This is a genomic window from Flagellimonas alvinocaridis, assembly GCF_965248585.1.
Classification (GTDB): domain Bacteria; phylum Bacteroidota; class Bacteroidia; order Flavobacteriales; family Flavobacteriaceae; genus Flagellimonas; species Flagellimonas alvinocaridis.
Window position 1 is genome coordinate 2,531,921 of sequence record NZ_OZ252111.1, and the last position, 21,506, is coordinate 2,553,426.

Consider the following 21,506-nt stretch of genomic DNA (forward strand, 5'->3'; position numbering starts at 1 on the left):
TTGCGGATTTATGCCGTTAAACTACTAATACTCTTGCGTAAAATGTTTGGCCTCGTTGAATTCCCTAACGATTTCTTCCATAATCTGGGCTGCTGGCTTAATATCATGTATTAAACCTGATACTTGGCCAATTTCCAATTCGCCTTCTTCCATATCTCCTTCAAACATGCCTCGTTTGGCCCTTGCCCTACCCAATAAAGCTTTAAGTTCGGTAACCGAAGCTCCTTGGGCATATGCTTCTTGAACATCTTGGTAAAACTTGTTCTTCAACAGTCTCACAGGAGCTAACTCCTTTAAGGTCAATTGGGTGTCTCCTTCTTGGGCCCTTACGACCCATTCCTTGAAAAGTTGATGGGAAGATGCCTCTGGACTGGCTACAAAACGACTTCCGATTTGAACACCATCAGCCCCTAAAACCATGGCTGCTAGCATTGCTCTTCCGCTGGCAATTCCCCCAGCGGCAATCAGTGGGATTTCTATTTTTTCCTTCACCGAAGGAATCAAAACCATGGTTGTGGTCTCGTCCCTTCCATTATGCCCTCCCGCCTCAAAACCTTCAGCCACTATGGCGTCCACTCCAGCTTCTTGGGCTTTCAACGCAAACTTTACACTACTTACCACATGTACCACGGTTATCCCTTTCTCTTTGAGAAAACTAGTCCATGTCTTGGGATTTCCTGCAGAAGTGAAGACGATTTTCACCTCGCCGTCCACAATAATCTGCATTAACTTGTCTATATCGGGATAGAGCATGGGAACATTGACCCCAAACGGTTTATTTGTTGCCTGCTTGCACTTTTCAATGTGCTCTTCCAAAACATCGGGATACATGCTGCCAGCACCCAAGAGCCCCAAACCACCAGCATTGGAAACCGCAGAGGCCAAGCGCCATCCACTCGCCCAAATCATTCCTGCTTGGATAATGGGATATTCAATTCCGAAAAGTTCAGTGATTCTGTTGCGCATTTATAATCTATCAAAAAAAAGCATTGTTGACACATAAGCCATAAAAACTACTCCTGCCAGAGTAATAATCCAATTCCACTCATTTGCAAAAATGCGTGTCAACAAATAAATTATGATTGTAAAAACTCCTATCAGACCAGGAAAAAAAAGATTAGCCAGTCCACCTAATCCCGCTCTATCAAGGTCCGGTGCGGACATGGCAAAAACTGTAAAAACAAAAATCGAAGTACACACTATACCAATATTCCACCATACATCTTCTAGTATACTTTTCAATTTAGGATTCATTCAATCATTTTTTTGATTATGATATCACTCCCGAGCCCACCAATTCATCTTCTAGGTACCACGCTACAAATTGACCCTCAGTAATGGCAGATTGCTTCTCTTCAAAATCCACATACAATCCAGTATCGGTTTTGTACAAAGTGGCTTTCTGCAAAGGTTGTCTGTACCGTATTCGTGCCATGACCTGCATGGTCCCGTCCACGTCCAAGGCCAAATCGGTGCGTACCCAGTGTAATTCGTCCTCTTTTACAAACAAAGTATGACGGTACAATCCGGGATGGGATTTCCCCTGTCCGGTATAAATGATATTTTTATCCACATCGGTTTCAATAACAAACAAAGGTTCCTTGGTACCCCCTACATTAAGCCCTTTTCGTTGACCAATGGTAAAATAATGTGCGCCTTGGTGCTGGCCCACAACTTTTCCGTCCGCTTCTGAGTAAACAGGTTTTTCGGCATTGAAGGCCAGTTCTTCCCGTTTGTTCTTAAAATTGGGAACAGAAACCGAAAATTGGGATGCGGTTTGGGGTACTTCAACAATGACACCTGCTTTGGGCTTTAACTTTTGTTGAAGAAATTCCGGCAAATGCACCTTTCCAATAAAACACAATCCTTGTGAATCTTTCTTATCTGCAGTGATCAAATCATTTTCAGTGGCTATCTGTCGAACTTCTGGTTTGGTAAGCTCGCCAATGGGAAACAGTGTTTTTGAAAGTTGCTCCTGTGAAAGCTGACATAAAAAATACGATTGGTCCTTATTAGTGTCCTTTCCTGCCAAAAGTTGATACGTTTCAGAGCCATCTTCGTTTATAATGGTTCCTTTGCGACAATAGTGACCCGTGGCCACATAATCTGCACCTAGTTGCAAGGCAATTTTTAGAAAAACATCAAACTTAATTTCCCTATTGCACAAAACATCTGGATTCGGGGTCCTTCCTTTTTCGTATTCATTGAACATATAGTCCACAATACGCTCCTTATACTCGGCACTTAAATCCACTGTCTGAAATGGTATTCCCAGTTTTTCGGCTACAATAAGCGCATCATTGCTATCCTCAACCCAAGGACATTCTTCGGATATGATTACGGAATCATCTACCCAATTCTTCATAAAAAGTCCAATGACCTCGTACCCTTGCTCCTTCAACAAGTAAGCCGACACACTGGAATCTACTCCGCCCGAAAGTCCTATAACTACCTTTTTCATCACCTATAAATAAGATGCAAAATTACAAAATACCAATTAGTAAACCATGAAACAATCAGTAGCTAATTTCTATTAGAACTTACTGAAAATGATATCGATACATTTTTTTGTTAAACTTTTTATAAAAATTGTTAAACACAATTAATTTATTTTGTTTAACTTTATATTCGTAACGTTAAACACTTTTAAACAACAATCCCATGAAAGCACTAATTAAATGTATTCGATTACCCTTATTGATTTTTACATTATTGTTCGTGTCCTGTTCGGACGATGATAATGGAACGACCCCTCCACCTGAGACTACGACAACCATTGTCGATGCCGCCCAAGCCACAGCAGAACTGAGCAGCTTGGTAAGTGCTCTACAAAAAGCCGATGAAAGTGCCAACAATAACTTGGTTAGTGCTTTAAGTGGCGAAGGGCCTTTCACGGTCTTTGCACCTACCAATGCTGCTTTTTCAGATTTGTTGACCCAATTGGATGGTTTTGATTCTTTGGACGATTTTAATTCTGAGCAACTTCAAGACTTGCTCGCTGTAATTCTTACCTATCATGTAATTAGCGGAACGGCCGCCACGTCTTCCGATTTAAGTAACGGTCAAACCTTAACCACTTTGCAGGGTGCAACACTTACGGTAAGTACCGAAGGTGGTGTATTCATTGGTGACGCTACCGATACTCCCGCCCAAGTAACGACTGCCAATGTTACCACCAGCAATGGAGTGGTTCACATCATAGACAAAGTTCTTCTTCCACAAACCATTCTAGATGCATTGTCCGATATTCTTTTGGTTCCCATCACCGATTTGGCCATTGGAAATGAAAATCTTGAAAATCTTGTTGCCGCTCTAATTGCTGCGGATGGCGATTTACCAAATGCCTTGCGAGGCGATGGTCCATTCACTGTACTTGCCCCAACCGATGAGGCTTTTGAAACCTTCTTGGATGGTGCGTCTTTGGATGATGTTCCTGTTGAAGTACTTACCCAAATTTTATTAAACCATGTTATTGAAGGTGCTATCTACAGTACAGACCTCACAGGTCTTGGTTCTGGGTATACCTCAACATTGGCCAGAGGTGCACAAGATGCCAATATGAGTATCTTCTTTGATGCTTCTGATGGAGTAACTTTCAACGGAGTTTCCTCTGTGGTGATTCCTGATGTAAAAGCACTCAATGGTGTAGTACACGTAGTTGATGCGGTAATTGATCTGCCCAATATTGTAGATCATGCAGTAGCCAATCCCAACTTAACTTCTTTGGTAGCTGCCCTTACCGATGGAGGAAACACCACCTTCACAGATTTGTTGTCCAATGAAGAAGAGGAATTCACCGTTTTTGCACCAGTCAATGATGCGTTTGCAGCATTTACCAATCCCAATTCCAATGATTTGAATGCCATTCTATCCAATCATGTTGTGGTAGGTGCTTCGGCCTTCTCTTCCGGATTGACCAACTCGTATGTAAACACGGCTGCTGAATTTGACACTGACGAGAACCTAAGTTTGTATATCAATACAGATGATGGTGTTACCTTAAATGGTGTGAGCAACGTAGCCATTGCCGATATTGTGGCCACCAACGGGGTGATACATGCCGTAGATGCAGTTATTGACCTTCCAACAGTAGTAACCTTTGCCGTCGCAGACCCTAATTTCTCCACTTTGGTACAAGCCTTGACCGAGCTTACCCCAAGTGTTGATTTTGTTAGTGTACTATCTGCCCAAGGTGGAGCTGGCAATGATCCATTCACCGTATTTGCTCCAACCAATGATGCCTTCGCAGCTCTTGCATCCATTCCAGCAGAAGGTGACTTAATTCCTATTTTGCAACATCACGTGGTTGCTGGCGCCAATGTACGCTCTGGAGATTTAACCGATGGTATCATGGCCACAACTCTGGAAGGGGATGATATTACCATTAATCTACCCGGAACTGGAGATAATATAGCCGATGTAACCGATGGTTCAGGAAACACAGGCATTGGTATTGATGCTGTTGATGTACAAGCCATAAACGGTGTAATCCATGTTTTGGACGGGGTACTTGTTCCCGATACCATGAATTAGCATATACAAGTAAGCTGATTACTACAAAAAAAGCCCCCAAGGAATTCTTCTTGGGGGCTTTTTATCGATATACATTTACCGTTCATCGATGACACATCAAAAGGGGTTCTTTTACCATACAAAAACACCCATTTTGACAACTATTAATTTTTTACCCAACAGTAATGCCGCATCTTTGAAGTCCCAAATCTTTCCAAACTATACCTGCAAATGGAAAACTCCCCCAAAGTTCTTGAGGGAGTTTTTTTATTTACTTCTGTAACGTTCCAAAAGTCTTAATGCATTTCAGCTTAAAAGAACATACCATTTATAGGTAATGGCAAGTGATAATTTTCAGGGCTATTATCTTTTTCCAGTCCTTTTCTGCTCTTCGGCCTGTTCCATCATCTCACGCATCTTGCGTTGGAACTTGTTTTCCTTTTTCGGTTTCTTTTTGTTTTCCTGAATCTGTGCGTGGATCTTGTTCTCATCCAAAATGTAGTTCTTAATGGCCAACATGATAAAGATCGTGATCAGGTTGGAGATGAAATAATACAAACTCAAGCCACTGGCGTAGTTGTTGAAGAAAATCAACATAATCAGTGGAGACAGGTACATAATGAACTTCATGTTGGGCATACCGGGCTGCTGTTGCATCTGCATGCTCTGCCCCGTGGTCATCATCATATAGAAGAAGATGGCAATGGAGGCCAAAATCGGGAACAAACTCACGTGGTTTCCATAGAAACTGGATATGACCGGAATATTGGTAGTCCATTCAAAAATAGAGTCATACGAAGCCAAATCCTCTGCCCACAAAAATGGTTTTTGACGCAACGCAAATGAGGTCGGGAAAAACATAAACAATGCATAGAAAATAGGCAACTGCATCAATGCTGGAATACAACCGCTCATTGGGCTCACTCCCGCCTTGTTGTACAGCTTCATGGTCTCTTGCTGCTTTTTCATGGCGTTGTCCTTGTACTTCTCGTTGATTTCCGTAATCTCAGGCTTCAACACTTTCATTTTAGCTTGTGAGAGATAGGATTTATAGGTAACAGGCGATAATGCCAAACGTACCAAAATGGTCATCACCACAATGGCGATCCCGAACGGAAGGAAGGAACTTAAGAAACCATAAAACGGTGTAAATATATATCGATTGATCCATCCAAAAATTCCCCAACCAAAGGGAATAGAGTCAGCTAAGCCCAAATCTTTATAATCATCCAATACCTTAACATCGGTGGGGCCATAATACCAATGCATGTTCTGCGACAGTTCTCCACCTTGCAGCTCTAGGGGCGCTTTGGTGCTGTATGCCTTAGTGAACATAACATCTTTGCCTTCTTCTTCCACTAAATTTTTGGAACTGAGTTCCGCAGTTTTAAAGTGGTTGTCCGAAGCCAAGATGGAGCTGAAGAAGTGTTGTCGATAAGAAAGCCATTTGATATCCTCTTCGGTTTCTTCATCCAAATCGCTACTCTCGGAAAGTTTACTGATCTTACCATCTTCATGGTTGTATGTCAAACGGGTATAGCGGTTCTCGTACTGTACACTTTTGTTGTGTCGTATTCCATTCATTTCCCAATTGAGGGTAATGGGCCTAGTGCTATTGATAACCCCATTTAATCCTTGGGAACGAATGGTAAAATCCACCAAATAATCATTGGGCTTCATTTCATATCGGTATTCCAAAAAACGATTGTCGGCCACCTTGGCCTTCATGGAAAGTACCTGATTATCTCCATTTTTGGATAGTGACGGCTCAAAATACAGGTCTGCCGTATTGAGCACCCTATTATCATTGGCCGAAAAGTTGAGGGCAAAATTGGCGTTGCCATCCTTTACCAAGTAAACAGGGACGGAGTCGTAGGTGACAAAATTTTTAACCCTTGCCTCTATAATCTGACCACCTTTATTGGCCACCTCCAAGAAAAGCACTTCGTTCTCCAGTTTGGTGGTTCCTTCAGCAGCTTGGGTAAAACCAAATGCCCCAACGGCACTCTTGTAATTGGCCACCGCAGTGGAATCGTTTAAATCTACGCTCTGTGCTTGTTGTACCGGGGTTGGGGTTACCTCAACCTGTTCTTCCTGTTTTGCCGCAGCCTCAATCTTTTCTTGCTCTGCTTTCTGTGCTTCCAGCTCTTCTGGTGTAGGCTGATTCTGGTAAAACATAAAAATAAGTATCCCAAAAATCAGTACAAATCCAATAATGGAATTGATATCCAGCTTCTTTTCTTCCATGAAAATTATTTAGTAGAAATCTTCTTTATCGGTATTCAGCTCGCAAATATATGCCCAAAACCGCACTTTATGCCAAACTGGCATTCTTTTGTTTCTGTTTCTGTTCCAGTACGGCCTTTACAAAACCCACGAACAAGGGATGTGGGCTGGCAACAGTACTTTTATACTCTGGATGATATTGTACACCAATGAACCAAGGGTGCGAAGGTATTTCCACGACCTCCACCAAACCGGTCTTGGGGTTAAACCCAGTAGGTACCAATCCAGCTTCTTCCATCTGCTGTTTGTAGGCGTTGTTAAACTCATAACGGTGACGGTGGCGTTCCGCAATATCCGAAGTGCCATACACCTCATGTACCAAACTACCCTCGGTAAGATGGCAATCCCAGGCACCCAAACGCATGGTCCCGCCCATATCGGTCACGGATTTCTGCTCTTCCATCAAACTTATGACAGGATAAGCCGTTTCCTTATCCATTTCGGTGGAATTGGCACCTGCCATATCCAAAACGTTACGTGCAAATTCTATTACAGCCATCTGCATACCAAGACAAATGCCCAAAAATGGCATATCGTTCTCCCGGGCATACCGCACTGCCATCACTTTACCCTCAATACCACGTTCCCCAAAACCAGGTGCCACCAAAAGACCGTCCAGTCCCATCAATTTTTTGTCGATATTCTTGGCAGTAAGATGCTCCGAATGGATGGAACGCACCTCAACTTCAACTTCATTGGTTGCTCCAGCGTGGATAAATGCTTCTTGAATGGATTTATAGGAATCTGGAAGTTCCACGTATTTTCCAATCAACCCAATAACCACTTTGTTTTTTGGATTTTTGTGTCGTTTCAAGAACTCTTTCCACTGATCCAAATTGGGTTCGGTATCTTTTGGTAAAGCCAATTTCTCCAAGGCAACAGTATCCAACCCTTCCTCCTGCATTAAAATGGGAACATCATAAATAGTAGATGCATCAATCGACTGAACCACAGCTTCTTTCTTTACATTACAGAACAGGGCCAATTTTTCTTTGATGTCTTCGGAAATATTGTGTTCGGTACGGCATACCAAAATATCGGCCTTTATCCCACTTTCCATCAAGGTTTTTACGGAGTGCTGTGTAGGTTTGGTCTTCAACTCACCAGCAGCCGACAAGAATGGCACCAAGGTAAGGTGTACCACAATACCGTTGTGCTCCCCCAGTTCCCAAAGCAACTGACGCACGGCTTCAATATAAGGTAGGGACTCAATATCCCCCACGGTACCGCCGATTTCGGTGATCACGATATCATAATCGCCACTTTTGCCCAAAATCTGGATACGCTCTTTAATTTCATTGGTAATATGGGGTACCACCTGCACGGTCTTCCCCAAAAATTCCCCTCTTCGCTCCTTCTCAATCACACTTTGGTAGATACGTCCTGTGGTAACGTTATTGGCTTGGGAAGTGCGCACGTTCAAAAAACGCTCGTAGTGTCCCAAATCCAAGTCGGTCTCTGCACCATCATCGGTCACATAACACTCGCCATGCTCGTAAGGATTCAGGGTCCCTGGATCTACGTTGATATAGGGGTCTAATTTTTGTATGGTGGTCCGGTAACCCCTGGCCTGTAGCAATTTGGCCAAAGATGCGGCGATGATTCCTTTACCCAAGGATGAAGTTACGCCTCCCGTAACGAAAATGTACTTGGTCTGTGACATATTAATCTTTCTATTACGGGGCGTAAAGGTACAAATTGCAGCTCAGAAATCAGGAGGATTCCTTCGGAAATTCTTTTTGAAGTTTTCTGATGAGCGGTTCCAGGTTGTTGTCCTTAATGGTAAGCATGGTATTCAGGTAGTTGCCCAATTTCCCTTCGGGAAAGCCTTTTTGCCTAAACCACACCAAATAAGGCAGCGGCAAGTCCACCAAATACCGCCCCTTGTACTTGCCAAAGGGCATTCTGTAATGGGCCATTTCCAACAGCTGTTCTCTATCCGGTTGCATTTCCATTTGAAGGGGCAATGTACTATCTTTCCCGGAACAATCACTCCGAAAACATGAAGCGAAGAAATTTTATTGCCACGGCGGCCGCGGGTTCAGCGGGTTTGGCATCGGTTTCCGGCCTTGCGCAAGACCAAACGCCACAGAAAGAATTCAAACTGAAGAACAACATCAACCATAGTGTCTGCCACTGGTGTTTTTCCGATATTCCCTTGGAGGATTTCCTGAAGACCCTGAATAGTTTGGGCGTAAAAGCCGTTGACCTGATCGGTCCCAAGGATTGGCCCTTGTTGAAAAAATACGACATCCACTGCTCCATGTGCAACGGGGCCGAGATAAGCCTTACCGAAGGGTGGAACGACCCCAAATACCACGAACAACTCATTAAAAATTATACGGAGATGATCCCCAAGGTGGCTGAGGCCGGTTACACCAACCTCATCTGCTTTAGTGGTAACCGCAGGGGCATGAACGATTATGTGGGACTGCAAAACTGTGTGGACGGACTGTCACAGATCATCCCCTTGGCCGAAGAGCACGGGGTGGTCATCCAGATGGAGCTGTTCAACCAAGTGGACCATAAGGATTATATGTGCGATAACTCGCTTTGGGGGGTGGAACTCTGCAAGCACTTGGGCAGCGATAACTTTAAGTTGTTGTTCGATATTTACCATATGCAGATACAAGAGGGTGACATTATCCGCAGTATACGCAACTACCATCCCTATTTTGGGCACTACCATACCGCAGGGGTTCCCGGTCGCAACGAAATCGATGAGACCCAAGAGCTTTACTACCCGGCCATTATCAAGGCCATCCATGAAACCGGGTTTACAGGGTATGTGGCCCAAGAGTTTATCACCACTTGGGAGGACAAAATCGCTGCCTTAAAGGATGGATTTTTACGGTGTGATATTTAGCAATACCAATTCATCGATACATGGAACTCAAACCTAAAATTGGGATAGACAATTTAAAATTTGGAATGACCCAAAAGGAAGTCATTGAAATTTTGGGCAACCCCGATCAGATTTTTCATTTGGATGATCATGGAGACAGCGAAACGATCTTTGAATGGCATGAAAAATTGCTTCGCTTAACTTTCTATAGAAACGAAAATGACCGCCTTGGATATATCCGAACAATGCACCCTGAACTGAGTTGTAAGGGCAATCCGATCATACGGGCAAAATCTGAACTTGTCATGGAGCAGGGTTTCCCCGAAGTACAGGAATGGGAAAAAGACGAGTTTGAATTTCTGACCATGTACTTCAACGAAGCGTATTGGCTAAGCCTAAATTGTGAGTATGGCGTAGTTCTGGATGTGGAAATGGGAGTTCCATTTAAAGATGATGAAACCTATGATTGGCCATGAACCTTGTAAACGTTCAACACTATTCATAAAAGCTTCTTTATGGAAATGCCGCAAAAAAGTCGCAAACAGACCATCTGGTTTTTAAGCATGGGGACATACTTTTGACCTGAACTTCAAAAATTTAAAAATGGATGATCTAGGCCAGAGCATCTGCACGCTCAGAAAATCAAAAGGACTGACCCAAGAAAAACTGGCAGACAGTGCCCAAATCAATCTTCGGACGCTACAAAGGATAGAAAAAGGGCATACCAATCCCCACGGGGAAACCCTCAAAAGAATTGCGGACGCTCTAGAAGTTCCGATGGATGAGCTTATGGAACATGGGCCCAAAAGCAATATGGGATATATAAAGGCGATGCATTTTTCCACCTTGGTCTTTGTTGTCCTGCCTCTGGGAAACATTATTCTCCCCTTGATTTTATGGTTGATGCGTAAGAACAATGTCAAAAACATTGATTTTTATGCCAAAAACCTATTGAATTTTCAGATTACTTGGACCATAGTGTTTGCGCTCCCCTATGTTTGGTTCATCATAAACCGGTTTTTCGACTTTTCCATTTCAACCAGCAACACCTATCTTAGTCCTTGGAACGTACTGATTACTTATATCTTTGGTCTTTATCTTTTAAATATTATTTATATATTGGTCGTGGCGATTACCCTAAAGGACAGGATGAAAAACTATTTCCCGATTGCATTGCGATTTATTCGATAGAACTTATAAGATATCCCCAACACCCACCACCACATCCTTAAAGATCAAGGTTACCTGAAAGGATGAAATCCCTTCTAAAGGAATGAATTTTTAGGTACGATATCTGGCCACATCTTTTTTATAAGTAGTGTTCGCGCTGGCTCTAAACACATACTTTACAATAACATAAAACCACCGCAAACATATAATCCGTTGTAATTCACTACATTTATACACACATAAAGCTCCCCAAACTGCACATTGAATAAGAAAACCTCTGTACCATAATTTTGGTCAGTGTACATTTTGATGCCAATGGACAAGAGATATATCATTACGGCTCACGATTACCCAAAGCAGCTCAAAAGAATGATTGATAGGCTCAGTGATGAAAATTCAACCTTTTATATCCACGTTGACCTTAAGAGCGATATTACCCGATTTAAGAACATCGTCTCCAACACTAATGTGAGATTCATCAATACCAGGGTAGATTGTATCTGGGGCGATATTTCCCAAGTAACTGCAACACTAAACTTGTTGGAGGTTGCCATGAAGGACGCTCCCAAAAATTCCATGATCATCTTTATAAGTGGGCAGGACTACCCTATTAAAAGCCCAAAATACATTGATGCCTATCTGGAGTCCTATGGAGAATACGATTTTTTGGACTATACCACTACCCCAATTCCCAAAGACAGTGACATATACAGAACCCGGGTTAAAAAGTATAAAATCAACCTATCGTCCCAGCGGGAAGATTTTGTTATTCTGGACAGCATTTTTTCATTCAATCCCGAAAATCTAAAAACCATTCTACAATTGTTGGTCAAGGGCAAGCTGAGGGCCAAGGATTTTTTTATGTTGTTCAACCCCAAGCGTAAATCCATCTTCAAAGAACACTACAAGGGTACCAATTGGTTCTGTCTTACCTGTGCCACGTTGGAGAAAATCATGGCATACTTAGATCTGCACAAGGACAGACTGCTCAAGTATTATAAGTACACTTTGTGTCCAGATGAGCAAATCTTTCATACCATACTCCATGAAATCATGAAAGAAGATAAGACCATTAAGCTTATGGACAATCTTCACTTTGTGGATTGGGAACGAAAAAATGTACCCCTACCCGTTACCTTTTCCAAAGAAGACAAAGGCTTACTTCTAGACCAACCTGAACACAAATTGTTTGCGCGCAAGTTTAGAATGGATGTGGATGGGGAAATATTGGACTTAATAGACCAAAAAGTACAAAGCCGTTCAGTGGCTCCATGAAAAATTATATTTATTTGCCCTGTAGCACCCGCATTACACTCATGAGCGCCGAAGCCACTTCCTGCAGTTCCCTTCGGGAAAAGGTATCCTCTTCCACATAAAACAGCATTTCCACCGCGAGATCTAACTGTTGGGCAAAGGCTTCAGGAGAGCCGTAGGTGTCCTCTATAAAATTGGATAGTTCGATGAATGGATTATTGGATGGCATATTGGCTTGTATTAATTCGTTTCCGCAAGTTCTCGAATTGTTTTCAAAACAGTAGCCCTATCTATCGTACCATTTGAATTTGCTACCTTTAAATTTTCAAACCCATCCAACACCATGAGGTCTAAACCCGTATATATGTTACCCCTTCTCCTTATCTCCTTCCTTATTGGATGTAAGGACACCCCAAAAGAACAAGCAGAAACCACCAAGGAACGGCCCAACATCCTATTTATCATGAGCGATGACCATGCCTACCAAGCCATCAGCGCCTATGACACCACCTTGATACAGACCCCCAACATAGACCGTTTGGCCAAGGAAGGGATGTTGTTCACCAACGCCTCGGTCACCAACTCCATCTGTGCACCTTCACGGGCCACCATTTTAACCGGGAAGCACACCCACATCAATGGAAAAATAGACAACCTCTCCCCTTTTGATACCACACAGGTGACTTTTCCACAGTTGTTGCAAAAGGCGGGATACCAAACGGCCATGTTCGGCAAGTTGCATTTTGGCAACAGTCCCAAGGGTTTTGATGAATTTATGATCGTGCCCGGGCAGGGACGCTACATGAATCCGGATTTTATAACGCCCAAGGGCGATACCATCCAAAAAATGGGTTATGCATCAGACATTATCACCGATATGACCTTGGAGTGGTTGGACCAAAAGCGGGACCCTGAAAAACCGTTTTTGATGATGTACCTACACAAGGCCCCACACCGCCCGTGGTGGCCCAAAGCGGACAAGTTCAAAGCCTATCTGGAAAAGGAAATCCCTGAACCTGCCTCCCTTTTTGATGATTATTCTGGTAGGGGTGCCGCGGCCCGTACCGCCGAAATGAACATTTTTAAGCACATGCTCCTCAGCTACGATTGCAAGGTCTATCCCGAGCTTGCCGATAAGCTGGGCATGAACACCGACCCTAGGAACGGACCGCTTTTCAGTCGTGGGGAAGTGGCGCGCCTCACCGAGGAACAACAGGCAGAGTACCTTCCCATTCTGGATGCCATTGCCGAAGATTTCAAGGCCAAGTGGCCAAATATGGACGATACCGAAAAGACCCGCTGGAAATACCAACGCTATATGCAGGATTATCTGGCCACCATCGCCTCCGTGGATGATAATGTGGGTCGGATGCTGGACTATTTGGATGAAACTGATTTGGCCGAGAACACCTTGGTGGTCTACACTTCGGACCAAGGGTTTTACCTAGGTGAGCATGGTTGGTTCGATAAGCGGTTCATGTACCAGGAATCCTTTGGAACACCATTATTGATTCGTTGGCCCAACACCATTAAACCCGGAATCACCAGTGATGAAATGGTCCAAAACCTGGATTTTGCCCAAACCTTTTTGGAAGCTGCCGGGGCCGCTATTCCGGATGACATGCAAGGAGAAAGCCTAATGCCCATCTTGACGGGGAATTTGGAACAGTGGGATAGGGAAAATGTGTATTACCACTATTACGAATATCCTGCCGAGCATGCTGTAAAAAGGCATTACGGTATGGCCAACAAACGGTATAAGTTGATTCATTTTTACCATGATGTGGACGAATGGGAGCTGTACGACCTTGCCAAAGACCCCCACGAAATGCAAAATGTATACGATGACCCGGCCTATGCCGAAATTCGGGAGGAATTGAAGGAAGAATTAAAGGCCCTGCGGGTGAAGTACAAGGATTCCGAGGAATTGGACCAGAAGTTCATCGATAAATACAAGAAATAAAATCTAGCGTTCGCTCGTCGGTTCGAGTGGTTTTTGACGTGCAACGGAAAAAATCGTATCGAGAATTGGAAACAAGTTCTCGATACATTTTCCTTCGGAAAATACTCGAACCCTCGTTGGGAAATTATTCCACTGCCTGAAGTTCCTTAGCAATTTTAGCGTTCCATTCCAATTGCTTTTCCACATTCCGGGAAAAGTTGGTCTCCCAATCGTAGGCTTCCTGAAACTCTTTGAGTTCCTGTAAAATCTCTTGATAGATTTCCCGGACCTCAGCCTTTACATTATCTGAAAAAGAGGTGCGGTCCAATCTGTTTCGCATCTTACGGGCAAAGAGCTCCGCAATGTCAAAATGCAACTGTTCGTGGCTCAATATGGTATCATTGGCCAGAGATGGTTTGTACCAAGACTCGTTGGGATAAAAATAGGCGGTGACCTCATAATCCAATTCTACCTCATGGTGCATTAAATTGGCAGAGTAGGTATAACTGATGCCACTGGCCGTTGTGGCCGCAGGAACGGCTGCCGGGGGCACTTTCCCCTTAAAATCGGCCCAAACAAGGCGTTTACCGGCATCCCAAGGGACCCCTTCCTCAATTTCCTGTGCAAAACCCAAAAAACCAAGGAACAACAAACATCCTATGGCTGCTATTTTACCCAATGAAAATCGATTACACGTTCAATATCGGGATGCAAACTGTAATGTACAGGGCATGTATTGGCGGTATGTACCAAAATTTTTCGGTGTTTTTCAGAAACACTGGCGGGCAGCTCCAATTTCACCTCAATCTTTGAAATGCGCCTTGGATTGGCGGCCATATGCTTGGTCACCTCAGCCGTGGAACCTGTTAAATCCACCTCCATATCCCTAGCCTTGATGCCCATCATGGTCATCATGCAATTGGCCAATCCTGTGGCCACGGTATCTGTGGGCGAAAAGGCTTCCCCCTTCCCATTATTGTCTATGGGAGCATCTGTAATATATTCACTTCCGGACCTGATATGCGTACAAGTGGTCCGAAGATTTCCGTTATAGGTTACTTTTGAGGTCATCCAACTTTACTTCTTTGATTTGCAAACTATCATACTCCATGATGTAACAGGCCCTATTGAAATACCCGGAGGACCAATCATTGATATAATCAAAACTATTCCCTGTATATTCCGTTTGGCCTATAATCTTGGAGGTTTCAAAAAGATTGTTCTTGTGCGCCAGTTTCAACAATACGTCATAGGTCACATCAAACCCACGTACGGCGTACCGATCGGGGCTTAATCCATTGTATCGTTTCTCATAAGCTCGGGTAAAGAAATCGTTGCCCGTTTCCCTATAAAATGAGGGGTAGGTAAACCTTAAATTGGACAAATGCGTATTAGAGACTGCATCGTCTTCATAAGCATTGTTGTTATAGCTTGTGGTGAACATACGTACTTTAACGTCTTCCGTAATGGCCGAGTTAAGGATGGATGTGACACTTGAGATCATATTGGGCTGGTCGGTTTCCAAAAACACCCAATTTTCCTTCGTTTCAGATAGTTTTAATAGAAACCTATCTAAATGCAAGGATTTATTGTCGATGATTTTTGCAATCTGGGCAGCCGGAAACTTGCTCAAAATGGAATCGTGCGCCACTTGATGGGTAGAATCCGCAATAATGATCACATTCTCGTTCTTATGGATTTTCTTTACATAAGAAAGCATCTTCTCCCTGAGTATTTCTTCCTTGGGCACCGAAAAGAACACATTACTATGGCTCAATTGACTATCTGAAGCCACTGGGGCAATCACTGGGATATTTTTGGTTGCCGCCACAACAGCAACTTCACTCAAAGCACCGGAAGCAATAGGGCCAATAATGGCATTTACGCCTTGTAGGTTTTCCCTAAAAAGAATCTCCTTCACTTTGGCCTGACTCAACTCGGTATCGTAAGTTTTCACATCAACAGAAACCCCCATCTTTTTAATGGAATCAAGAGCTACCAAAGCCCCGGAATAAAACCCAAGACTCAAGGCCATATCCCGTCTGGTCTTGATCTGACTTTCAGTTTTTTCTTTGTTGTTCACTTCAACCCTATCCAATCGGAATGGCAGCATAAAGACGAGTTTGGGTTTATTTTCAACATTGATACTATCCACCAAGTTAACTCTGTCCAATACCAAAGCGTTCTTCACTTGAAGTCCTGCAGCTTTCTCTTTTGGAAGTTTGAGTACCATCCCAGCTTTTAGGCCATTTTCCAAATCAGGGTTTAAACGGAAAAGTTCTTCCCTCGAAATCTTTAAATTTTGGGTCAGCCTGAATATATTTTGTTTGGGTTTTACCTCATAAAAGATGAAGTTATCCGTATTTACCACTCCAGTATTATCCCTCTTTTTAGGGAGACGGATGACCATTCCCTCCTTTAATCCCCCTTGATTCATGATTTCGGGGTTAAGCTTGACAATGGAATCTGAAGGAACTCCATACTCCTTGCCCAGACTATACAAAGTCATTTTTGGGGGCACCGTATATGACGTAAACAAGTCTACTTGTTGCTCCTTGAGACTATCCCCTTTTGGACGTGGCAATTTTAGTTCTTGCCCTGCTGCCAAATAGTTGGATGTTTTGCTCAAATCAGGGTTCAACACCAATAGACTATCTACGGAAATACCATATTTATGGGCAATGCTCCACCGGGTTTCCTTAGGTTGAACGGTATAGGTTTCAAAGTCCAGTTCACGCTCATCGTTAGGGTCCATCTCCGGAAATTTGGGAATCTGTAACACCATTCCTTTTTTAAGAGGTTCGGAATATAAATCCCGGTTGTAGCGTTTCAATTGCTCTTCGGTGATTTCGTATTTCTGGGTAAGTCCAAAAAGGGTTTCCTTCCTTCTTACTCTATGACGGGTAAACCTTAAGGGTTTGATTTCCTCCTGCTCTTCTTCTTTCGGCTTTTCTTTTTGAACAATGGGACCCTTCAACGGTATGACCAAAATGGTATTTGGTTTTACATCGGAAGCACTTTTGATTTCCTTATTGGCCTGTAAAATGCTATAAGGCGTAACCCTATACTGTTGGGAAATACTCTGTAAGGTCTCTCCCTCCTTTACGGCGTGTGTTGCATATTCTTGCGCGAAAACTTGGAAAGAGGTCATAAAAATAACCGCCAAGCCCAGTTGTAAGATATATTTTTTCATTCCCATTCTATAGTTGCAGGTGGCTTTGAGCTAATGTCATACACTACTCTATTAACGCCCTTGACCTTATTTATTATATCATTTGAGGTCTTTTGTAAAAATTCATAGGGTAGATTTACCCAATCTGCCGTCATTCCGTCCGTGCTTTCCACAGCCCTGAGCGCCACACACTTTTCATAGGTACGCTCATCTCCCATGACCCCTACACTATTTACGGGCAAAAGCATGGCTCCGGCCTGCCAGACCTTATCATAAAGTCCCCATTTTTTCAAACCATCAATAAAAATGGCATCAACTTCCTGTAAAATGGCCACTTTTTCTGCGGTAATGTCCCCCAAGATACGGATTCCCAGACCAGGTCCGGGAAAAGGATGTCTCCCCAAAATAAAATCTTCCATACCCATACTTGCCCCAACTCTTCTTACCTCATCTTTGAACAACATTTTTAAGGGCTCCACAATTTTTAGTTTCATATAATCCGGTAATCCGCCTACATTGTGGTGGCTCTTGATCACTGCCGAAGGGCCTCCACTGGCCGAAACGGATTCAATCCGATCGGGATAAATGGTGCCTTGGGCCAGCCACTTTGCGTTTTCCACTTTGTGGGATTCGTCATCAAAGACCTCAATAAAGACCCTTCCAATGATCTTTCGTTTCTTCTCCGGGTCCGATTCTCCTTTCAATGCTTCCAAAAAACGTGCCGAAGCATCAACTCCCTTCACATTGAGCCCCATGTGCTCGTATTGGTCCAACACACTTTCAAACTCATTTTTGCGCAACAATCCGTTGTTCACAAAAATGCAGTGGAGATGACTGCCAATGGCCTTGTGCAACAACATGGCCGCTACGCTGGAATCCACACCCCCTGAAAGTCCAAGGATCACCTTCTCATCGCCTATTTCCTTTTTTAGCTCTGCCACGGTGGTCTCTACAAACGCATCCGGGGTCCAATCCTGTTTCAATCCGGCTATTTTTACCAAAAAGTTCTCCAACAGTTTAGAGCCATCGGTAGTATGGTATACTTCGGGGTGAAACTGGATTCCGTAGGTATTCTCACCTTTAATTTTATAGGCTGCGTTCTCCACATCGTGGGTGCTCGCCAGCCGGACTGCCCCGTCAGGAAGTTCCTTGATGGTATCACTATGGCTCATCCACACTTGGCTTCCTTCTCCCAGGCCTTCCAAAAAGGCTTCCCCTTCTTTTACAAAGGAGAGATTGGCTCGGCCATACTCCCGGGTAGCGGAAGGAGCCACATTCCCACCATTGAAATGGGACAGGTATTGGGCACCATAGCAAATTCCGAGCAAAGGTTTTTTCCCCTTGATTTCGGATAGATCGGGATGCGGGGCATTTTCACCTCTTACGGAAGACGGTGACCCCGATAGGATAACTGCCTTATACTCCGATAAATCCTCGGGCAACTTGTTGTATGGTTTTATTTCTGAGTAAATGTTCAGTTCCCTAACGCGTCTCGCGATCAATTGTGTGTACTGGGAACCAAAGTCTAGGATGAGTACGTTGTTATGCATGGGCAAAAATAGCAATTTGGTTTTTTTGGAAAGGGATCTTTTAAAGGATATTTATGACAACTTTTCAAAAGTTTTCAGGTGTGAAATGCTAATTGCAGATTTTCAGTAAAGTGTATTCTTTTTTCTAAACGGAAACCCATTAGGGCTCAACAAAAATTATTCCCCTGAACTGAACATAACGTTTTGTAGTTTTTTTCTTAACACTTTTCGTCATTTCTTTGCATTTCTTTAAAACACTGAACCATGATCAAAGGTTTCATCTTCGATTTGGATGGAGTAATTACCGATACTGCAGAATTACATTACGAAGCTTGGAAAAAGCTGTCTGATGAAATGAGTTGGGATTTTGACCGGGAACTCAATGAAAAACTTCGGGGCATCTCCCGAATGGATTCCATTAAAGTTATTATGGACCATAACAAAGTTACCCTGGATGAACAGACGGTAATTGATCTAGCCACCAAAAAAAATGACCTCTACGTGGCCAGTTTGGACCATATGACCCCGGAAGATTATCTATCTGGTGCAAAGGAATTATTAACGCACCTAAGAACAGAAGGTTTCAGCGTAGCCTTGGGAAGCGCCAGTAAAAATGCCCTTAAAGTATTGCAGCAGTTAAATGCCATGCCCTATTTTGATGTCATTGGGGACGGCAATAGCGTAGCCAAAAGCAAACCTGAGCCAGATATTTTCCTTTACGCCGCAGAAAAGTTAAGGCTACCCCCCAATAACTGTATTGTGGTGGAAGATGCCGAAAAAGGTATTGATGCTGCCAAAGCAGGAGGTTTCCATAGTGTGGGTATTGGACCCGAAGACCGTGTGGGCCATGCAGATTTAAGGTTTGACACCATGAAAGAGGCCACTTTGTTTGAGGTGAAATCCCACTTCGCTGATTTGTTCTAATAGCTTAAGCCATAAAAAACAAAAAGCCCTGGGAACCACTCCAGGGCTTTTTAAATAAAATCAAAACCAACCTAAACATATGAGTTAACCAACTCATTCATTTAAATTCTTCATAGCAATTTTCACTAGTAAAACAACTACAAGGAAAAATACCCTACTTTGTTTTTGATTTTTTTTTGCTGATTGAAAAATACTTGACCCAGTTAGTATTTTAAAATTGAAAACGTCCCCGAAAATGGATCAAGGGAATCCAAAAGATTGGGAATCAGATTTTCTCCCAGCTCTAGATATAGTTCTGAGAAATTGAGTTGGCGCTCTTGAAGGGATTTGTTCGGGAAGAGTTCATTCTGGATGTCAGTCATTCTGACCACATGATCTCTCAACTTTCGTTTTTGTGCCTTTAAAAGTCTTTTCTCCAAAGCATCCAGACCCTTTTTTTGCTTGATTTCTTGGGCCTTTACCGCACCCAAAAAGCTTTTATCGGTTTCTTCAGCAAGTTGATACATCTGCTCAAACTGCTCTTCCAAATATTTTTTCTGGGGAGAAAAATCAATATCGATATTGGAAATTTCCCTGATCTTTTTGTTAATGAACGTATTCTGTTTCAAAAAAAGATGGGATACTTTTAAATCCAGCCTGTTTATTTTATCGGCCTGTTTTTCTGTAATCACCAAAGCAGAGTTACGGAGCATCAACATAGGAAAAGTGATGTCCATTTCATCAAAATACGATTTCAGTTCCAACCAATAGGCCAATTCCCCTCCACCACCAATGTAGGCAAGATTGGGCAAAATCACTTCTTGGTACAAAGGACGGGCAATCACATTTGGGGAAAATCGTTCAGGGTGTTTATGCAGTTCCTCGCTAAGTTCTTTTTTGGAAAATTCTATTTCGGTATTCACCACATGAAACTTCCCATGCTGTTCCACAATCCGTTCCCGGAGCCCTTCTTTAAGGTAGAAATAATTGATTTCCCTCGGATTTACTTGTATTGTATAGTCAGAAGACACCTTTTCCAGTTCTCCTATGGATTCCGTTACCTTGTTATAAGGAATCTGTTCAAAAATGTCCTTTTCAGCATAGGGAACCAGTAGTTTTTTAAGCGATGGGGCATCTCCATCCACGATCACCAATCCATGTTCACCAAACAGTTCGTTCACCAAATACCGGGTGGCCTTTGCCAAATTTGAATGCTCCAAATATGCTTTTTTGAAAAGCACTTTTAAAGTTTCTGCATTTCCGGTTTTTCCCAATTCGGCCGATAAAGTCTCAAACACCGCATCTAGACCTTTCGTATCCAACATGCCTACAGCTCCTGAGGACGACCTGCTCCATTGCACCTTTTTTCCATGAAGATTGAAGTAATTGATTTCCTCAAAATCGTGGTCTTCGGTGGCCATCCAATACACCGGTACAAATTGATGTTCGGGATATATGCGCTTTAGTTCCTTGGCAAGATTAATGGTTGATACAATCTTGTACAAAAAGTACAGCGGTCCTGTAAAAAGGTTTAACTGATGCCCTGTGACCACCGTAAACGTATTTTTCTCCTCTAAAGAGGTTACATTGGCCTCGGTCACCTCTGAGATTGCCATACCCTTATATTGTTCTCGCAAAGCTTGTACAAGTATCGCCCGGTTCGAAAAAGTGTAGGCATCACTCTTCTCCTTGATCTGTTCCGCAAAATTTTCAGGTGAGGGGAATCGGTTATAAAATTGTTCTAAGTCTTTCCGTTGGTCTAGATAATCACAAATAAGCTTGGAAAAATAACCGGTTTCCTTAAAGGGTATACAATCTACTTCCATTAAAACTGTAATGAGGTGATCAAAGATAAACCTCTTCTTTTTTTCTCATCCTAAAAATACGTTAATT

At 43.0% G+C, this 21,506-nt stretch carries 19 protein-coding genes; 7 read left to right on the forward strand and 12 right to left on the reverse strand.

The window, feature by feature from the left end; translation table 11 throughout:
* Positions 1–24: 24 nt before the first annotated feature.
* Genes ACP14V_RS11310 through mnmA form a run of 3 tightly spaced genes read right to left on the reverse strand, consistent with a single transcriptional unit; the run spans position 25 to position 2,461 of the window.
* Positions 25–966 (reverse strand): NAD(P)H-dependent flavin oxidoreductase, encoded by a 942-nt coding sequence (locus ACP14V_RS11310; RefSeq protein WP_272610616.1) that lies wholly within the window; start codon positions 964–966, stop codon positions 25–27.
* Complete coding sequence (locus ACP14V_RS11315) at positions 967–1,254, reverse strand: hypothetical protein (RefSeq protein WP_136566831.1); 288 nt, start codon at positions 1,252–1,254, stop codon at positions 967–969.
* A 16-nt stretch (positions 1,255–1,270) separates the two neighbouring features.
* Positions 1,271–2,461 carry a tRNA 2-thiouridine(34) synthase MnmA gene (gene mnmA, locus ACP14V_RS11320; RefSeq protein ID WP_272610617.1) on the reverse strand — a complete coding sequence of 397 codons (1,191 nt, stop codon included), beginning with the start codon at positions 2,459–2,461 and terminating at the stop codon, positions 1,271–1,273.
* 200 nt (positions 2,462–2,661) lie between these two features.
* Here mnmA and ACP14V_RS11325 point away from each other — a divergent pair, with 200 nt between their 5' ends.
* Positions 2,662–4,533, forward strand: a complete 1,872-nt coding sequence (locus ACP14V_RS11325; protein WP_272610618.1) for a fasciclin domain-containing protein — start codon at positions 2,662–2,664, stop codon at positions 4,531–4,533.
* Positions 4,534–4,875: 342 nt separating this feature from the next.
* On the opposite strand, the gene yidC is transcribed toward ACP14V_RS11325, so the two are convergent.
* The 3 genes from yidC to ACP14V_RS11340 all read right to left on the reverse strand — a co-directional run bounded on the left by yidC (position 4,876) and on the right by ACP14V_RS11340 (position 8,753).
* Entirely contained in the window at positions 4,876–6,759 is a 1,884-nt protein-coding gene (gene yidC / locus ACP14V_RS11330) for a membrane protein insertase YidC (protein ID WP_272610619.1), read from the reverse strand.
* Positions 6,760–6,826: 67 nt separating this feature from the next.
* Positions 6,827–8,461, reverse strand: a complete 1,635-nt coding sequence (locus ACP14V_RS11335; RefSeq protein ID WP_136566835.1) for a CTP synthase — start codon at positions 8,459–8,461, stop codon at positions 6,827–6,829.
* Positions 8,462–8,510: 49 nt separating this feature from the next.
* Positions 8,511–8,753: a DUF3820 family protein gene (locus ACP14V_RS11340; protein ID WP_136566836.1), complete on the reverse strand. Its 243-nt coding sequence runs from the start codon at positions 8,751–8,753 to the stop codon at positions 8,511–8,513.
* A gap of 47 nt (positions 8,754–8,800) precedes the next feature.
* Here ACP14V_RS11340 and ACP14V_RS11345 point away from each other — a divergent pair, with 47 nt between their 5' ends.
* From ACP14V_RS11345 to ACP14V_RS11360, 4 genes are all read left to right on the forward strand, one after another.
* Positions 8,801–9,664: a hydroxypyruvate isomerase family protein gene (locus tag ACP14V_RS11345; protein ID WP_272610620.1), complete on the forward strand. Its 864-nt coding sequence runs from the start codon at positions 8,801–8,803 to the stop codon at positions 9,662–9,664.
* A 20-nt stretch (positions 9,665–9,684) separates the two neighbouring features.
* Positions 9,685–10,119: a hypothetical protein gene (locus ACP14V_RS11350; RefSeq protein ID WP_272610621.1), complete on the forward strand. Its 435-nt coding sequence runs from the start codon at positions 9,685–9,687 to the stop codon at positions 10,117–10,119.
* Between the two features lie 127 nt (positions 10,120–10,246).
* A complete protein-coding gene (locus tag ACP14V_RS11355; protein WP_272610622.1) occupies positions 10,247–10,834 on the forward strand; it encodes a helix-turn-helix domain-containing protein in 588 nt (195 codons plus the stop codon).
* A 294-nt stretch (positions 10,835–11,128) separates the two neighbouring features.
* Positions 11,129–12,088, forward strand: a complete 960-nt coding sequence (locus ACP14V_RS11360) for a beta-1,6-N-acetylglucosaminyltransferase (RefSeq protein WP_272610623.1) — start codon at positions 11,129–11,131, stop codon at positions 12,086–12,088.
* Between the two features lie 10 nt (positions 12,089–12,098).
* On the opposite strand, the gene ACP14V_RS11365 is transcribed toward ACP14V_RS11360, so the two are convergent.
* Positions 12,099–12,296, reverse strand: coding sequence for a hypothetical protein (locus ACP14V_RS11365; RefSeq protein ID WP_136566840.1), 198 nt, complete (start codon positions 12,294–12,296; stop codon positions 12,099–12,101).
* Positions 12,297–12,431: 135 nt separating this feature from the next.
* Here ACP14V_RS11365 and ACP14V_RS11370 point away from each other — a divergent pair, with 135 nt between their 5' ends.
* Positions 12,432–14,030: a sulfatase family protein gene (locus tag ACP14V_RS11370; RefSeq protein ID WP_272610624.1), complete on the forward strand. Its 1,599-nt coding sequence runs from the start codon at positions 12,432–12,434 to the stop codon at positions 14,028–14,030.
* Between the two features lie 124 nt (positions 14,031–14,154).
* Here the strand turns inward: ACP14V_RS11370 and ACP14V_RS11375 are convergent, their stop codons facing one another.
* From ACP14V_RS11375 to guaA, 4 genes are read right to left on the reverse strand one after another with little or no spacing between them, the layout of a single operon-like run.
* Entirely contained in the window at positions 14,155–14,688 is a 534-nt protein-coding gene (locus ACP14V_RS11375) for a DUF922 domain-containing protein (RefSeq protein WP_272610625.1), read from the reverse strand.
* Positions 14,676–15,080, reverse strand: coding sequence for an OsmC family protein (locus ACP14V_RS11380; RefSeq protein WP_272610626.1), 405 nt, complete (start codon positions 15,078–15,080; stop codon positions 14,676–14,678). The genes ACP14V_RS11375 and ACP14V_RS11380 overlap by 13 nt, the downstream gene beginning before the upstream one ends.
* Positions 15,058–17,202, reverse strand: a complete 2,145-nt coding sequence (locus ACP14V_RS11385) for a LysM peptidoglycan-binding domain-containing protein (RefSeq protein WP_272610627.1) — start codon at positions 17,200–17,202, stop codon at positions 15,058–15,060. Before ACP14V_RS11385 ends, ACP14V_RS11380 begins: the two co-directional genes overlap by 23 nt.
* On the reverse strand, positions 17,199–18,731 hold the full coding sequence (gene guaA / locus ACP14V_RS11390) for a glutamine-hydrolyzing GMP synthase (RefSeq protein WP_272610628.1): 1,533 nt from the start codon (positions 18,729–18,731) through the stop codon (positions 17,199–17,201). Before guaA ends, ACP14V_RS11385 begins: the two co-directional genes overlap by 4 nt.
* A gap of 243 nt (positions 18,732–18,974) precedes the next feature.
* Between guaA and pgmB the strand changes: the two genes are divergently transcribed.
* Positions 18,975–19,634: a beta-phosphoglucomutase gene (pgmB, locus tag ACP14V_RS11395; protein ID WP_272610629.1), complete on the forward strand. Its 660-nt coding sequence runs from the start codon at positions 18,975–18,977 to the stop codon at positions 19,632–19,634.
* Positions 19,635–19,837: 203 nt separating this feature from the next.
* On the opposite strand, the gene bshC is transcribed toward pgmB, so the two are convergent.
* Positions 19,838–21,439, reverse strand: a complete 1,602-nt coding sequence (gene bshC / locus ACP14V_RS11400) for a bacillithiol biosynthesis cysteine-adding enzyme BshC (RefSeq protein ID WP_272610630.1) — start codon at positions 21,437–21,439, stop codon at positions 19,838–19,840.
* Positions 21,440–21,506 lie beyond the last annotated feature (67 nt).

Coding starts and splice junctions, on each gene's coding strand:
- ACP14V_RS11310 (WP_272610616.1), bottom strand. CDS start 966: ATGCGCAACAGAATCACTGAACTTTTCGGAATTGAATATCCCATTATC.
- ACP14V_RS11315 (WP_136566831.1), bottom strand. CDS start 1,254: ATGAATCCTAAATTGAAAAGTATACTAGAAGATGTATGGTGGAATATT.
- mnmA (WP_272610617.1), bottom strand. CDS start 2,461: ATGAAAAAGGTAGTTATAGGACTTTCGGGCGGAGTAGATTCCAGTGTG.
- ACP14V_RS11325 (WP_272610618.1), top strand. CDS start 2,662: ATGAAAGCACTAATTAAATGTATTCGATTACCCTTATTGATTTTTACA.
- yidC (WP_272610619.1), bottom strand. CDS start 6,759: ATGGAAGAAAAGAAGCTGGATATCAATTCCATTATTGGATTTGTACTG.
- ACP14V_RS11335 (WP_136566835.1), bottom strand. CDS start 8,461: ATGTCACAGACCAAGTACATTTTCGTTACGGGAGGCGTAACTTCATCC.
- ACP14V_RS11340 (WP_136566836.1), bottom strand. CDS start 8,753: ATGGAAATGCAACCGGATAGAGAACAGCTGTTGGAAATGGCCCATTAC.
- ACP14V_RS11345 (WP_272610620.1), top strand. CDS start 8,801: ATGAAGCGAAGAAATTTTATTGCCACGGCGGCCGCGGGTTCAGCGGGT.
- ACP14V_RS11350 (WP_272610621.1), top strand. CDS start 9,685: ATGGAACTCAAACCTAAAATTGGGATAGACAATTTAAAATTTGGAATG.
- ACP14V_RS11355 (WP_272610622.1), top strand. CDS start 10,247: ATGGATGATCTAGGCCAGAGCATCTGCACGCTCAGAAAATCAAAAGGA.
- ACP14V_RS11360 (WP_272610623.1), top strand. CDS start 11,129: ATGGACAAGAGATATATCATTACGGCTCACGATTACCCAAAGCAGCTC.
- ACP14V_RS11365 (WP_136566840.1), bottom strand. CDS start 12,296: ATGCCATCCAATAATCCATTCATCGAACTATCCAATTTTATAGAGGAC.
- ACP14V_RS11370 (WP_272610624.1), top strand. CDS start 12,432: ATGTTACCCCTTCTCCTTATCTCCTTCCTTATTGGATGTAAGGACACC.
- ACP14V_RS11380 (WP_272610626.1), bottom strand. CDS start 15,080: ATGACCTCAAAAGTAACCTATAACGGAAATCTTCGGACCACTTGTACG.
- ACP14V_RS11385 (WP_272610627.1), bottom strand. CDS start 17,202: ATGAAAAAATATATCTTACAACTGGGCTTGGCGGTTATTTTTATGACC.
- guaA (WP_272610628.1), bottom strand. CDS start 18,731: ATGCATAACAACGTACTCATCCTAGACTTTGGTTCCCAGTACACACAA.
- pgmB (WP_272610629.1), top strand. CDS start 18,975: ATGATCAAAGGTTTCATCTTCGATTTGGATGGAGTAATTACCGATACT.
- bshC (WP_272610630.1), bottom strand. CDS start 21,439: ATGGAAGTAGATTGTATACCCTTTAAGGAAACCGGTTATTTTTCCAAG.